Here is a 14,434-nt window from a genome sequence, read left to right as displayed (position 1 = left end):
TTGTGCCCGGTGTCGACGTGCAGCAGCGTGAACGGCACCGGCGCGGGCGCGAACGCCTTCAGCGCCAGGTGCAGCATGACGATGGAGTCCTTGCCGCCGGAGAAGAGGATCACCGGCCGCTCGAACTCGCCCGCCACCTCACGGAAGATGTGGACAGCCTCCGACTCGAGGGAATCGAGGTGAGTCAGGGCGTAGGGCGATTCGGTCCTGCGGTGTTCGGTGATGACGAGCGTCATTCCGGCCTCCCTTCGACGATGAGCGTGTGGAGCGCGGCAGCGGACTGCGCGACGGACTGGTTCTGGGACTCGATCCGCAGATCGGGCTTCTCGGGCTCCTCGTACGGGTCGTCGACGCCGGTGAGACCGCTGATCTCGCCCGCGGCCTGCCTGGCGTAGAGCCCCTTCACATCGCGTACCGAGCACACGTCCACCGGCGTGGCCACGTGCACCTCCAGGTACGGGGTCCCGGACGCCCGGTGGCGTGCGCGGACGGCCTCACGGCTGGCGGCGTACGGGGCGATCACCGGTACCAGGACGGTGATGCCGTTGCGCGCGAGGACCTCGGCCACCAGGCCGATCCGCTGCACGTTGGTATGCCGGTCCTCGCGGCTGAAGCCGAGGCCCGCCGACAGGGTGCCGCGGATCTCGTCGCCGTCGAGCACCTCGACCCGGCGGCCCTCTGCGCGCAGCCGGCCGGCGAGCTCGTAGGCGATGGTGGTCTTGCCGGAGCTCGGCAGGCCGGTGAGCCACACCGTGGTGCCGGGCCGGCAGGTGCAGGTCGCCTCGTGTTCCGCGGGCTCGCGCAGCGCCGCGGTCTGCTGAATGATCGTCATCTTCCTTCGCTCCGTTCTCAGACGGCCAGCCGGTGGGCGCGCAGCCCCTCGTAGAACGGCAGGTGGTGGTCGAGGTAGCCGGAGAGCACGGGGTGTTCGCGCACGTCGACTCCGGCCGTGCGGCGCGGCGTCGCGGAGAAGCCGCTGCTCACGCTCACGTCGGAGTGCCAGCGCTCGCTGGGCGCCCATTCCGGCCGGGACTCCGGCTGCCAGGAGAGCGTGTCTGCCCGGTACGGGATGCCGACGGCCTTCGAGTAGGCCTCGACGACGCGGGCCGGGTCGGCGGCCAGGTCGTCGCCGTCGATCACGACGGGTGCGGTGCCGGTGAGCTGCCGGATCCGCTCGAAGAGCTCGTACTGCGCCTCGAATCCGATCTGGTGGAGCCGCACGCCCGGATTGACCGCGTGGTACGAGGCGATGGTCTCGGCGGGGTGCCGGATGATGAAGGTGTGCACCGCGTCCTCGGCGAGGAAGCGCTCGTCGGCGAGGACTCCGGCGTACCGCTCGTCGGTGGTGTCCTTGAAGAACAGCGGAGCGCGGGCCCCCATCTTCCGCATCTCCGCGAGGAGTTCGGCCTCGGACTGCGCGTACGAGCCGTCCACTTCTACCTTTCCGAACTCGGCCAGGTAGGAGAAGGGCTCGTGCAGCACGGCGAAGTCACCGCGCTCGCACATCATGCGGAAGAACGCGGTCGATCGGCTGCGCGGGGCACTCCACAGTGCCAGGACATTCGCTCGGGATGCGAGGTCGCTCACAAGTCTTCCCTCTCACGGGCACATGGGCTGGGCGGCCGGCGGGCGCACGGCGGCCGTGGGTCCTGCGGATCCTCACGGGCGGACCGGGCCGGCTCGGTGGGCCAGTCAGGCACGGCGCGAGCCGGGCTGTAAAGGCCGGACGGCCCGCCCGGGCAAAGAGGGACACAGTGTCGACGTGGCGTCCATCGGGGGCTCAGGCGCGTCGACGTGCCGTGCTGTCCGGGGAGCGGGCCATCAACGCCACTGGGCGTCCGTACTCATCACGGCGATGGACGCAGAGAGAAGGGCCGGACCGCTCTACTGTCCTGCGATCCATTGGAGATCCGGCCCCGGCAAGCGGGGACTGCACGATCTCGGAAAGGAACAACCCACCATGGTCACCTGTCCTGAGTGCGAGAGCCAGACCGCCCTCGCCGAGCCGCCGAAGGCGGGCGAAATCATCGAGTGCCGCGACTGCTCCAGCGAGCTCGAGGTACTCACGGTCGCGCCGCTGCAGGTCGCACTCGCTCCCGATGTCGAGGAGGACTGGGGCGAGTGAGTCACGCCACGCGCCCGGCCGCCTCCGCGCCGATCGCCATCGTCGCGTCCCGGCTGCGGGCCGACGAGAAGCGCATCCTGGAGGTCTTCGAACGCCGGGGTATCGCCTACGAGTTCGTCGACAGCCGGGCGTTGTGGCGGACGCTCCAGAAGCCCGGCACACCCTGGCCGATCGTGCTCAACCGCGAGATCGGCCAAGCCCGTGCCCTGTACGCGGCGCGGCTCCTGGAGGCGGCCGGCTCGACCGTCGTCAATCCGGCCCGTGCGATCGATGTGTGCGGGGACAAGTACCGCACCTCGGTGGCGCTGCGCGACGCGGGCCTGCCGACGCCGCGCACCGCTCTCGCGCTGACGCCGGAGGCGGCGCTCGACGCTCTGGAGGAGCTCGGTTATCCCGCGGTGGTCAAGCCGCTGACCGGCTCGTGGGGGCGGCTGGTGTCCCGGCTGCCCGACCGGGAGACCGCCGAGACGGTCCTGGAGTACGTCGCGGCGCTCCCGGCGCCGGTGTCGCACATCGTCTACCTCCAGGAACTGATCGCCAAGCCGGACCGGGACATCCGCGTGATCGTGGTCGGCGGCCGGGCGATCGGCGCCACGTACCGGCGCAGTGAGCACTGGCGTACGAACGTGGCCAGGGGCGCGGTGACGGAGCGGTGCGTACTCACGCCAGAGCTGGAGAAGCTCGCCGTCACGGCCGCGGAGTGCGTGCATGCGGACATCGCCGGAGTCGATCTCGTCGAGGACGCCGATCGCGGACTGCTCGTCCTGGAGGTCAACCACGGCGTGGAGTTCTCCGGTTTCCAGCGGGCCGTCGGTCCGGACGAGCCGGTGGCGGAACACATTGTCGATCACCTGACTGTGAGGGCACGAGAATGCTTCGAGTAGCGGTTGCCGGTGCTTCCGGCTACATCGGCGGCGAGCTGCTGCGGCTGCTGATCGGCCATCCGGAGGTGGATCTTGCGATGGCGTCCTCGGACTCCTTCGCCGGCCGCCGGCTGGACGGCCCGCACCCCAATCTGCGCGGGCGCACCGATCTGACCTTCGTCCCGCACGACACGCTGCGGGAGCGGGCCGGTGCGTACGACGTCCTGTTCCTGGCCATGCCGCACATGAAGACGATGGGCCGGATGGCCGAGTACCTGCGGCTCGCCGGGACCGTGATCGACCTGTCGGGGGACTTCCGGCTGCGCGATCCGGAGGCGTACGCCGAGTACTACGGCGTGCCGCACGCGGCGCCGGAGCTGATCGGCTCCTTCGTCACGGGCCTTCCCGAGTGGCACCGCGACGAACTGCGCACCGGCGACCGGATCTCGGTGCCCGGCTGCATGGCCGCCGCCGGCATCCTCGCGCTGCGTCCGCTGACCGAGGCCGGGCTGCTCAAGGGCACGGTGCGGGTGGACGCCCGTACCGGCTCCAGCGGCTCGGGCGTGTCCGCGGGGCCGGCCAATCTGCACGCCGAACGCAGCGGCGCCATGCGGCTGTTCGCGCCCACCCGGCACCGTCATCAGGCGGAGATCGCCCAGGCCACCGGCCTGCCGGTGCGCATGACGGCGACCGGCGTGGAGGCCGTACGAGGGGTCCAGGTGCTGGCCCGTGTGCGGCTTGCGGACGGAGTCAAGGAGACCGATCTGCGCCAGGCGTACCGCAAGGCGTACACGGGCGAGCCGTTCGTGCGGGTCGTCGCCCACAAGCGGGGGGCCTACCGGCTGCCCGAGCCGAAGATCCTCTCCGGCTCCAACTTCTGCGACGTCGGTTTCGTGGTGGACGCCGACGGCCGCGAGGCCTCGGTGGTCGGCGCGCTCGACAACCTCGTCAAGGGCGGCGCCGGCAACGCCGTGCAGTGCCTCAACGTGCGCTTCGGCTTCCCCGAGGAGACCGGTCTCGAGTTCCTCGGCCTCCACCCCAACTGACGGACCGATCGAAGCAGGGGACGACAATGCAAGAGACCATCGTGGTCAAGTGCGGCGGCAACGCCGCCGTCGACCCGTGGGCGGTGTGCGAGGACATCGCGCACCTGACCCGTGACCGCCGTCCCGTGGTGCTGGTCCACGGAGGCTCGGCCGACATCGAGGACCTCGCCGCCCGGATGGGCGTGCCCGGGCGCCGCCTGACGGCGCCCGACGGGGTCTCGGCCCGCTACACCGACGCCGCCACCCTGGAGGTCGTGCATCTGGCGCTGGCCGGCCTCGCCAAGCCCCGGCTGCTGAAGGCGCTCGCGGACGCCGGAGTGTCGCCGGTCGGGCTGACCGGGCTCGACGGCGGGCTGCTGCGGGCCCGCCGCAAGACGGGGCAGCGTGCCGTCGTGGACGGCCGCAGGATCATCGTGCGCGACGATCACAGCGGCCGGATCACCGAGGTCAACGCCGGGCTGGTGATCTCTCTGCTCGCCGCCGGCCATGTGCCGGTGTTGTCACCGCCGGCGCTGGCCGAGGACAACCGGCCGGTGAACACCGATGCGGACCGGGCCGCGGCCGCCGTCGCGGCCGGTCTCGGCGCGGACGTCCTGGTGCTGCTCACGGGCGCACCCGGGGTGCTAGCCGACCCGTCCGACGAGAGCTCGGTGCTCCCGGTGTGCCGTGTGCCCGCCGCGGGGCCGCCGCCATTCACGGGCGGCGGGATGGGCCTCAAGCTCGTCGCCGCCCGCGAGGCGCTGCAGGGCGGCGTCGGCCGGGTCCTGATCGCGGACGGCCGGTGCTCCGAGCCGGTACGCGCCGCGCTCGCGGGCCGGGCGACGCGGGTCGTCCTGGATGACGCGCCCGCCGCGCTCGCGGGCAGCGGTGGCGCGGCCGGGGCGGGGGCAGGCCGATGAGCGACCTGAACACGGGCTCCGACGGGGGCCCGGCCGGCGCGCGCTCCGAGGCGTACGCCGTCGGGCTGCTGCGCAGCATGCTGCAGATCCCCTCGCCCTCGTACGGTGAGCAGAAGCTCGCCGCGCACCTGGTGCGCACCATGAGGGAGATGGGTTTCTCCGCTCGGGTGGACGCGGCGGGCAACGCGGTCGGTGAGATCGTCCGCGGCAGTGGGCCGACGGTGATGCTGCTCGGTCACATGGACACGGTGCCGGGCGACATCCCGGTGCGCATCGAGGACAACCGGCTGTACGGGCGCGGCGCGGTGGACGCGAAGACGCCGCTCGCGACGATGATCTGCGCGGCGGCCGACGCGAGCGCGTTCCGCGGCAGGATCGTGGTGGTCGGCGCGGTGGAGGAGGAGACTCCGCTCTCTCGTGGCGCGATGCACATCAGGGAGACCCACGAGCGCCCCGACGCGCTGATCATCGGGGAGCCGAGCGGCTGGGAGACAGTCGTCCTCGGCTACAAGGGGAAGCTCGACCTGCGCTACCAGGTGCGGTGCCCGTCCACCCACCCGAGCAATCCGGTGCCGAAGGCGTCCGAGCTGGTCTGCGAGGCCTGGCCGGTGCTCCTTGAGCTGCTCGGTCCGGACGTCGGCCACGGACGCTTCGACACGCCCGGCCCGACGCTCGTGTCCGTCTCGGGCGACATCACCGAGGCCGAGGCCGAGTTCAGCGTCCGTACCCCGATCGGCTACGACTCCGAGGCTCTGGTGGCCCGGCTCGCCGAGCGCCTGGACACCGAGCGGGGACGGCTCCAGGTCGTCAACTCGGTGGCTGCCGTCCGGGTGGGTCGCTCCGACCCGGTGGTACGGGCGCTGTCCGGGGCCATCCGGGCGCAGGAGGCGCAGCCGGTGCTGAAGGTGAAGACCGGCACCTCCGACATGAACACCCTGGCCGAGAAGTGGGACGTCCCGATGGCCACGTACGGGCCGGGGGACAGCCGTCTCGACCACGCCGACGACGAGCACGTCCAGCTGAGCGACTTCCTGCGCGGCGTCGACGTGCTCACCCGGGCGCTGGTGGACCTCGGAGAGCGGCTGGCGCCGCGCACCGAGCCGTCCGCGCGCCGGCTGTCCCTGGTCGACGCCGCATCGGAGGCCTCGACCGCGACCGGCTCTTCGCCTTCCGCCACCTCTTCTCCTTCCACCGCCTCTTCCCCTTCCGCCACGGACGGTGCATCCGCGTGACAGTGACAGAGCTGACCCTGCGCCAGCACGCCCAGACGGTCCGCGAGATGATCGTGGACCTGTGCGCCAACCCCGAAGGGGGGCATCTCGGCGGCTCCATGTCCCTGGTGGAGATCCTGGTGACCCTCTACCACCGGGTGCTGCGCATCTCCCCCGACGCGCCGGACGCGCCCGACCGCGACCTGCTCGTGCTCAGCAAGGGCCACGGGGCGATCGGCCTGTACGCGGCCCTCGCCGAGCGGGGCTTCTTCCCGCGCGAGCTGCTGGCCGAGTACGGGATGCCGGACAGCATGCTGACCGCGCACCCGAACCCCGCCGTGCCCGGTGTCGAGATGCCGACCGGTTCGCTCGGCCACGGCCTCTCGCTCGGGGTCGGTTTCGCCCTCGACTTCCGCCTGACGGGCAGCGACCGGCGCTGCTTCGTCGTCCTGGGGGACGGCGAGCTCCAGGAGGGCTCGGTGTGGGAGGCGGCGATGGCCGCGTCCACGCACCGTCTCGACCGGCTGGTGGCGATCGTGGACCGCAACGGGCTGCAGATCACCGGGTCCACGGAGCAGACGGCCGGCCTGGAGCCGCTCGCGGACCGGTGGCGCGCGTTCGGCTGGAACGTGCTGCAGGTCGACGGGCACGACACCCGTCAGCTGTACGCCGCGCTCGGCGACGCGCCGCGGGTGCCAGGCCGCCCCACGGTGGTCCTGGCACGCACCGTCAAGGGCAAGGGCCTGCCGCAGGTGGAGGGCCAGGCCCGCAGCCACTACGCCCGGATGGCCGGGCGGCAGCACAAGAGGGCGCTCGCGGTCCTGCGCGCCCAGGCCACGCGTGAGGAGCCCACGACATGACCGTGACCGTAGCCGACCGGACAGCCGTCCCGTCGCCCGAGCGGGCCGCGGCCGCCGTCGCCTCCGCCCCGGAGCCGCGGCCCGGCCGCGAGGTGTACCGGGACACGCTGGTGGACCTGCTCGCGGCCGACCCACGGATCGTCTGCCTCGACAGCGACACCGGCCTGTTCTCCCCCGTCGACTGGGGCGCGGCCGCCGACCGTTACGTCAACCTGGGCATCGCCGAGCAGAATCTGATGGGCGCGGCCGCGGGCCTGGCACGGTCCGGCCGTATCCCGTTCGTCAACACCATGGCGACGTTCGCCGCGTCCCGCGCGGTCGAGGCCGTGAAGCTGGACATCGCGCTGAACAACCTGCCGGTGCGCATCGCCGCCACCCACAGCGGTCTGTCCGCCGGTCATCTCGGGTCGACCCATCACGCCCTGGAGGACCTGGCCGTGATGCGGATGCTGCCGAACATGACGGTCCTCGTGCCCGCCGACGCGGCCGCCACCGAGGAGCTGGTGCGGGCGTGCGTGGACCTGTCGGGTCCCGTGTACCTGCGTCTGGGCCGCGGGGCGACCGCCGATCTCGGCCCGGGGCTGCCGCCGCTGCGGATCGGGCGGGCACAGCCGCTGCGCGAGGGCGAGGACGTGACGATCGTCGCGACCGGCCCGTACCCGGTGCTCGCTGCCCTGGAGGCCGCCGACACGCTGGCCGCCGAGGGGATCTCGGCCGCGGTCCTCAACATGCACACCGTCAAGCCGCTGGATGTCGAGGCGCTCCACACCGCCGCGCGGACCACCCGCGGGATCGTCACCGTGGAGGAGCACTGGGCGTCGGGCGGGCTCGGCTCGGCGGTCGCCGAGGTGGTGGCCGAGCTGGGCACGGGCTGCCCGGTGCGCCGGGTGGCGGTCGCCGACCGGTTCGCCGCCGGCTCCGGCGGGCAGCGCCATCTCCTGGAGCGCAACGGCATCACGGCCACGGCCGTCGCCGAGCGGGCCCGCGGCGCGGTCGCCGCCCGTACGGCCTGACCCGCCCGCTCCGGCCGACCCCGCCGGCCCTCACATCACGCGTCGTATTCCCCATGCCGTGGCCCGGCACGACCGGGCCACGGTGGACACCACCGCTACCGGAAAGGCACAACTCCGTGTCCGATCCTTCCTGTTGTACGAGCGAAGAAGCCGTGGACGCCCGCTACCGCGAGTTCCCGCTGACGGAGATCCAGTACGCGTACTGGGTCGGCCGCGGCCCCAACTTCGTCCTGGGCAATGTGGCCCCGCACGCCTACTTCGAACTGGAGGGGCGCCGTCTCGACCCGGCGGTCCTCACCCGCGCCTGGCGCCGGCTGATCGAGCGCCACGACATGCTCCGCGCGGTCGTCGCCGAGGACGGGCAGCAGCGCGTCCTCGCCACGGTGCCGGCCTTCGAGATCCGCTGCACGGATCTGCGCGAGGTCTCCCCCGAGGTGCGCGAGCAGACCCTGGACGAGATCCGCGAGGAGATGTCGCACCATGTCTACACGGCCGCCGACTGGCCTCTGTTCGACGTCCGCCTGACGCGGCTGCCCGACCACGACCGCCTGCACATCAGCCTCGACCTGCTCATGGTCGATCTGGCCAGCATCACGCTCCTCTTCAGCGAGTGGAGCGCGCTGTGCCAGGACGAGCAGCTCCAGCTGCCGCCGGTCGACGTCACCTTCCGCGAGTACGCCCTGGCCCTGGAGGAGGGCACGCAGGCACCGCGCCACAAGAAGGCGTACGAGTACTGGACGTCCCGCGCCGCCACGCTCGCCCCGCCGCCGGACCTGCCGCTGGCGAAGCCGCCGGTGAGCGTGCACAAGCCGCGGTTCAGCCACCGTGAGTTCCATCTGCCCGAGGCCGACTGGCGGCGCCTGCAGGAGCGGTGCGAAGAGCGCGGTCTGACGCCGACGGCCGTGCTGGCCACCGTGTTCTCCGAGGTGCTCGCGGCCTGGAGCGGCACGCGCCGCTTCACTCTCAACCTGACGCTGTTCAACCGGCTGCCGCTGCTCCTGACCGACAACGGCTCGGGCCACAAATCCGTCCACCCGCATCTGCGGCGGGTGGTGGGCGACTTCACCTCCATCTGTCTCCTGGAGATGGACGCCGCGGGCGGCCGGCCGCTCGCTGACCGGGTGGAGTCCGCCCAGCTGCAGCTGCAGCGCGATCTGCGCCACCGCCACGTCAGCGCCCTGGAGACACTGCGCGAGCGGCGCCGCCTCGGCCTGCAGAACGGCTTCGAGACGATGCCGGTGGTGTTCACCAGCGGGCTGGGCACGGCCGCCGACGTGTCGCAGGCCATGCGGTACTTCGGTGACATCACCTACCGGATCAGCCAGACTCCGCAGATCTGGTTCGACCACCAGGTCGTCGACATCACCGGCACTCTCAACCTGACCTGGGACTGTGTCGAGGAGCTGTTCCCCGAGGGGATGCTCGACGACATGTTCGCCGTCTACACCTCGCTGGTGGAGCGGCTCGCCGTCGACGACGCCCTGTGGGAGCAGGAGCTGTCCGTCACCCTGCCGGCCGGGCAGCTCGCCGCCCGTGCGGCCGCCAACCGCACCGAGGGGCCGCGGCCCGCGGGGCTGCTGCACGAGCCGTTCCTGGCGCGTGCCGCCGAGCACCCCGACCGCGCCGCCGTGCTGACGAGCGCGGGCGCCATGACGTACGGCGAGCTTGCCGCGCGGGCCGCCGAGGTGGCCGCCCGGGTCGGCGCGCACACCGCGGACGAGGGTCACCGGGACCGTCTCGTGGGCATCACACTGCCCAAGGGCGCGGACCAGGTCGCCGCAGCGTACGGGGTGCTGATGGCCGGCAGCGCCTATCTGCCGGTCGGCCCCGCGCTGCCGGCGGGGCGCCGTGCCCGCATCCTGTCCGACGGGCGTGCCGCCGCCGTGGTCACCGACGCCGTGCTCGACGGGACCCTGGAGTGGCCGGCGGGTCTGCCCCGGGTGACGACGAACGCGACGACCGGCTCGACGGGCCGGGCGGAGGCGGGTCCGGCGGCGGCCGGTGATCTGGCGTACGTCCTCTATACCTCCGGGTCGACCGGCACCCCCAAGGGCGTCATGATCGAGCACCACGCGGCGCTCAACACGGTGACCGACGTCAACGAGCGGTACGGGGTGGGGCCCGACGACCGGGTCTTCGGCCTTGCCGACCTGGGGTTCGACCTGTCGGTCTACGACCTGTTCGGCACCCTGGCCGCGGGCGCGGCGCTCGTGCTGCCGGACGCCGACATGCGTTCCGAACCCGCCCATTGGGCCGAGGTGATGGGCCGCCACGGCGTCACCGTGTGGAACTCGGTACCCGCCCAGATGCAGATGCTCGTGGAGCACCTGGAGGCGGGCGCCGCCGACATACCGGAGACCCTGCGCCTGGTGATGCTGAGCGGCGACTGGATTCCGGTGGACCTGCCGGGCCGGATCCGCGCGCTCTGGCCGGACGTGCGGATCATCAGCCTGGGCGGTGCCACGGAGGCGTCGATCTGGTCGATCCAGCACCCCGTCGGCGAGGTCGAGCCGGGCGCGCGGAGCATCCCGTACGGCACGCCGATGCGCAACCAGTCCTTCCACGTCCTGGACCCGGCGTTCGACCCCTGCCCGGTGTGGACAGCCGGCGAGCTGTACATCGGCGGTGTGGGCCTGGCCCGCGGCTACTGGGACGACGAGGAGCGCACGGCCGCGGCCTTCGTCACCCACCCCCGCACCGGAGAACGGCTTTACCGCACGGGTGACTTCGGCCGCTATCTGCCGGACGGCACGATCGAGTTCCTGGGCCGCAGGGACGGCCAGGTGAAGATCAACGGGCATCGGGTGGAGCTCGGCGAGATCGAGTCCACGCTGACCCGGCACCCTGGTGTCGACGCGTCGGTGGTGGTGAAGTCCGGCGAGGACCGCGGCGGCGCCGCCCGGCTGCTGGGGTACGTCGTGCCGAAGCGGGAGGACGACTCCCTCTTCGTGACCGAGCAGGCCGATCCGGAGCTGAGCCGGGACGCGTGGCAGGCAGTGTGCGGCGCCGCCGCGCTGCCGGCCGCGGGCCCGTCCCCGGAGGAGCTCGCCCGGGCCTGGGCGGTCCTCGACGAGATCACCGTCACCGCGACCGCCGTCGCCTTCCGCTCCCTCGGGCTGCCGCACACGGCCGGGGCGCCGTTCGCCCCGGAGGCGCTGCGCGGTCTGGGCATCGCCCCGCGCTACGAGCGCTGGCTGGTGCGGGCCGTGCGCAACCTGGAGCAGGCCGGCCATCTGCGGCCGGCCGGTGGCGGGGGCCTGGAGGTCGGCCGGGAACTGCCCGCCGGGCTGTCGCCGGAGCTCGCGGAGCGGGCCCGGCGGGTGCTGGCCGAGGTCCTGGAGATCCCCGAGGACGTCACCGCGTGGATGCTGGCGCTGGCGGGGGACGTCGCGGGCGTGCTGACCCAGTCGGTGCACTCCGCGGAGCTGTACGCCTCCGACCGTACTCCCGGCATCTACGAGCGGCTGTTCGGCCCGACGTACGTGACGGCAACCGAGGCGGTGCGGCGCCTGGTCGGCCGGTGGCCCGGGGAGCGGGCCCTGAACGTGCTTGAGGTCGGCGCGGGATACGGGTCGCTGACCCGGCATCTGCTGCCGCTGCTGCCGGCGGAGCGCACGGAGTACGTCTTCACCGACGTCTCCCGCTACTTCACCGACCGGGCACAGACCGCCTTCGAGGCCTACCCGTTCCTGCGGTGCGAGCTGTTCGACCTGGATCTGCCGCCGGAGGCACAGGGCTTCGAGGAGCAGGCGGCGGATCTCGTCGTCGCCGCGAGCGTGCTGCACGACATGCGGCGCATCCGCCGCACCCTGAAGGCGCTGCGCGCCACGATGGCTCCCGGCGGCACGCTGCTGCTGGTCGAGCAGACCACCTTCCATCCGTGGTTCGACCTGGTGATGGGGCTCCAGCAGGGCTTCGACAGCTTCGAGGACACGGAGCTGCGCGACGGGCACTGCCTGCTGAGCCGGGAGCAGTGGAACGAGGAGCTGGCGGCGGCCGGGTTCACGGACGTCGAGGTGCTGACCGTCTCGGGCGGACCGGGCTCGGTGGGCTTCGACGTGATCGTGGCCCGCGCACCGCGGAGCCGGCGCCGTTTCCACCCGGAGGCGCTGCGCGCGTTCGCGGCGGAGCAACTGCCCCAGCACATGGTGCCGGCCCAGCTCTTCGCCCTGGAGGAGCTGCCGCTGAGCGCGACCGGCAAGGTCGACCGGGCGGCACTGGCCAAGGTGGGCGCCCGCGGCTCGGCACGCGGCCGCCCGGCCCGCCCGCCGCGGACCGACCGGCAGCGCAAGCTGGTCGAGATGTGGCGGGAGGTCCTGGGTCTGAACCAGGTCGACCTCGCGGACGACTTCCTCGACGCGGGCGGCGACTCGCTGCTGGCGGCCCGTCTGGTCGCCAACCTCCAGTCCGCGTTCGGCGTGTCCGTGTCGGTGGGCACGGTCCTGGAGTACACGACGGTCGAGGCACTCGACGACTACCTCGGACAGCTGCTCGGCCCGTCCGAACTGCTGGGAGAGGAGAAGTGACGGTGGGCTCGACCGTACGACAGGAGCCGGCGCCGGCCGCAGAACGAGGCGGTGACATGCCCGATCAGGAGCGGGTCGTCGCCTGGATCGTGGAGTTCCTCGCGGAGACGCTGGACGTCGCACCGCACGAGATCGACCCGGCGACGCCGCTCGACCATCTGGGGGTGGACTCGGCGACGACGCTGGTGATCTGCGCCAGGCTCCGGGAGGAGCTGGGGCTGCACGTGCGGCCCAGGGAAGTGCTCGACAACTACTCGGCGGACGCGCTGGCCAGGTATCTGGCCGGGCCCCGCACCTCGGAGGTCTGAACCGATCATGCAGTACACCGCGTCGCCCCGCTGGCTCGTCAGCGGGGCGCCGCGGCCTTCCGCCCCCCAGCTCTACTGTTTCGCTCACGGGGGCGGCTCGGCCGCGGAGTATCTGCGCTGGGCCCGGACCATACCGGGTGCCGGTCTGCACTGCGTACAGCTCCCGGGGCGCGGTTCGCGCGCCGCCGAGGAGCTGCCCGCGAGCCTCGACGCCCTGGTCGAGGCGTTCGTCGCCCAGGTCCCGCTCGGGCCGGGGCCTTTCGTGTTCCTGGGGCACAGCCTCGGGGCGCTCATCGCGTACGAGGTGACGCGCCGGCTGCGTGACCTCGGCGCCCCCGCGCTGCCGGCCCGGCTGGTGGTCTCGGGCTTCCCGGCACCGCATCTGCCGCGTGAGCGGACGGAGTTGCACACCCTGCCGGACGAGGAGCTGCTCGACGCCGTCTCGCGGCGCCACGGCGGCATCCCGCAGGAGGTGCTCGACTCGCCCGAGCTGCGGGCGCTGACGGTGCCGGCGCTGCGCGGGGACTACCGGCTCCTGGAGACCTACGTGTGGCAGGAGTCGGCCCCGCTGGAGCTGCCGGTGACGGTCTTCGGCGGTCGCGAGGACCGGGTCACGCCGGAACAGCTCGCGGCCTGGCGGGAGCTGACGACGGGCGAGGTGACCGTACGGCATTTCCCCGGCGGCCACTTCTACCTGCGCGAGCACCCGGCCGAGGTGCTGCGGGCGCTGGCCGCGGAGGTCAGGGCGGCCCGGGTGCCCTCGGCGAGCCCGGGGACGGGCGGCGTCGCGACGGGTGGCGTCGCGACGGGTGGCGCCACGACGGGTGGCGCCACGACGGAGGGGTCGCCGTGCTGACCTTCGCCGCCGCGTCACTCGTCCTGATCATGATCCCGGGCCCCGACCAGGCGCTGATCACCCGTAACGCCTTGGCCGGCGGGCGCGCCGCCGGGCTGCTGACCATGGTCGGCGGGGTGCTCGGCCTCAGTGTGCACGTCACCGCCGCCGCCCTGGGCATCTCGGCGGTCCTGGTCGCCTCCGCGACGGCCTTCACCGTCCTGAAGGCGGTGGGGATCACGTACCTGGTGTGGATGGGCATCGCCACCCTGCGCGGTGCCCGCCGCACTCTGTCGGGCGCGGAGGGCGGGGCGGCGCCGGAGGGCGGGGCGGCTGACGCGCGGTTCCTGCGGCACGGGTTCCTGTCGAACGCGCTCAATCCGAAGGTCGCGCTCTTCTTCGTGACCTTCCTGCCCCAGTTCCTGCCGGCGCAGGGACAGGTTCTGCCGCGCGCGCTGCTGCTCTCCGCGGTGTTCGCGGCGCTCTACCTGGCCTGGTTCAGCACCTATGTGGTGGCCGTGGACCGGCTGGGCGGCCTGCTGCGGCGGCCTCGGGTGCGTGGCCGGATCGAGCAGGTCACCGGGTTGCTGCTGATCGGCTTCGCGGCCCGGCTCGCATTGCAGGGCGGCTGAAGCGCACATCGCATGAGACGGCGGTGGGGGGGGGGGGGGGGGGGGGGGGGGGGGGGGGGGGGGGGGGGGGGGGGGGGGGGGGGGGGGGGGGGGGGGGGGGGGGGGGGGGGGGGGGG

The 14,434-nt window shown here is 72.8% G+C and carries 14 protein-coding genes; 11 read left to right on the top strand and 3 right to left on the bottom strand.

Annotated features, from left to right (window positions below; all coding sequences use genetic code 11):
- From ACZ4VI_RS34515 to ACZ4VI_RS34505, 3 genes are all read right to left on the bottom strand, one after another.
- A partial coding sequence (locus ACZ4VI_RS34515) for a phosphoadenosine phosphosulfate reductase domain-containing protein (protein WP_468005836.1) occupies positions 1–236 on the bottom strand: 236 nt, incomplete at its 3' end.
- Positions 233–832, bottom strand: coding sequence for an adenylyl-sulfate kinase (gene cysC, locus ACZ4VI_RS34510; protein WP_468005834.1), 600 nt, complete (start codon positions 830–832; stop codon positions 233–235). The genes ACZ4VI_RS34515 and cysC, both read right to left, overlap by 4 nt.
- A gap of 17 nt (positions 833–849) precedes the next feature.
- Positions 850–1,587, bottom strand: a complete 738-nt coding sequence (locus tag ACZ4VI_RS34505) for a sulfotransferase-like domain-containing protein (RefSeq protein ID WP_468005832.1) — start codon at positions 1,585–1,587, stop codon at positions 850–852.
- A gap of 373 nt (positions 1,588–1,960) precedes the next feature.
- On the opposite strand from ACZ4VI_RS34505, the gene ACZ4VI_RS34500 reads away from it, so the two are divergent.
- From ACZ4VI_RS34500 to ACZ4VI_RS34450, 11 genes are all read left to right on the top strand, one after another.
- Entirely contained in the window at positions 1,961–2,125 is a 165-nt protein-coding gene (locus ACZ4VI_RS34500) for a lysine biosynthesis protein LysW (protein WP_137992776.1), read from the top strand.
- Positions 2,122–3,009 carry a lysine biosynthesis protein LysX gene (gene lysX / locus ACZ4VI_RS34495; RefSeq protein WP_468005830.1) on the top strand — a complete coding sequence of 296 codons (888 nt, stop codon included), beginning with the start codon at positions 2,122–2,124 and terminating at the stop codon, positions 3,007–3,009. The genes ACZ4VI_RS34500 and lysX overlap by 4 nt, the downstream gene beginning before the upstream one ends.
- Positions 2,997–4,034 (top strand): N-acetyl-gamma-glutamyl-phosphate reductase, encoded by a 1,038-nt coding sequence (gene argC / locus ACZ4VI_RS34490; RefSeq protein ID WP_468005828.1) that lies wholly within the window; start codon positions 2,997–2,999, stop codon positions 4,032–4,034. The genes lysX and argC overlap by 13 nt, the downstream gene beginning before the upstream one ends.
- 26 nt (positions 4,035–4,060) lie before the next feature.
- Positions 4,061–4,933, top strand: coding sequence for a [LysW]-aminoadipate kinase (locus ACZ4VI_RS34485; protein WP_468005827.1), 873 nt, complete (start codon positions 4,061–4,063; stop codon positions 4,931–4,933).
- The gene (locus ACZ4VI_RS34480; protein WP_468005825.1) at positions 4,930–6,165 is read left to right on the top strand and encodes a M20/M25/M40 family metallo-hydrolase; all 1,236 of its coding nucleotides are present in this window, start codon (positions 4,930–4,932) and stop codon (positions 6,163–6,165) included. Before ACZ4VI_RS34485 ends, ACZ4VI_RS34480 begins: the two co-directional genes overlap by 4 nt.
- On the top strand, positions 6,162–7,004 hold the full coding sequence (locus ACZ4VI_RS34475) for a transketolase (RefSeq protein ID WP_468005823.1): 843 nt from the start codon (positions 6,162–6,164) through the stop codon (positions 7,002–7,004). The genes ACZ4VI_RS34480 and ACZ4VI_RS34475 overlap by 4 nt, the downstream gene beginning before the upstream one ends.
- Positions 7,001–8,017 carry a transketolase family protein gene (locus tag ACZ4VI_RS34470; protein WP_468005821.1) on the top strand — a complete coding sequence of 339 codons (1,017 nt, stop codon included), beginning with the start codon at positions 7,001–7,003 and terminating at the stop codon, positions 8,015–8,017. Before ACZ4VI_RS34475 ends, ACZ4VI_RS34470 begins: the two co-directional genes overlap by 4 nt.
- Positions 8,018–8,133: 116 nt before the next feature.
- Positions 8,134–12,543 (top strand): non-ribosomal peptide synthetase, encoded by a 4,410-nt coding sequence (locus ACZ4VI_RS34465; RefSeq protein WP_468005819.1) that lies wholly within the window; start codon positions 8,134–8,136, stop codon positions 12,541–12,543.
- 56 nt (positions 12,544–12,599) lie between these two features.
- Entirely contained in the window at positions 12,600–12,851 is a 252-nt protein-coding gene (locus ACZ4VI_RS34460; protein ID WP_137992784.1) for an acyl carrier protein, read from the top strand.
- Between the two features lie 7 nt (positions 12,852–12,858).
- Positions 12,859–13,707 (top strand): thioesterase II family protein, encoded by an 849-nt coding sequence (locus tag ACZ4VI_RS34455; protein ID WP_468005816.1) that lies wholly within the window; start codon positions 12,859–12,861, stop codon positions 13,705–13,707.
- Positions 13,701–14,318 (top strand): LysE family translocator, encoded by a 618-nt coding sequence (locus ACZ4VI_RS34450; protein ID WP_468005814.1) that lies wholly within the window; start codon positions 13,701–13,703, stop codon positions 14,316–14,318. The genes ACZ4VI_RS34455 and ACZ4VI_RS34450 overlap by 7 nt, the downstream gene beginning before the upstream one ends.
- Positions 14,319–14,434 lie beyond the last annotated feature (116 nt).

The organism is Streptomyces sp. NPDC029169 (assembly GCF_055563935.1).
The sequence above is the reverse complement of the archived record's forward strand: the minus strand, read 5'-3'. Positions and strand labels throughout refer to the sequence as shown.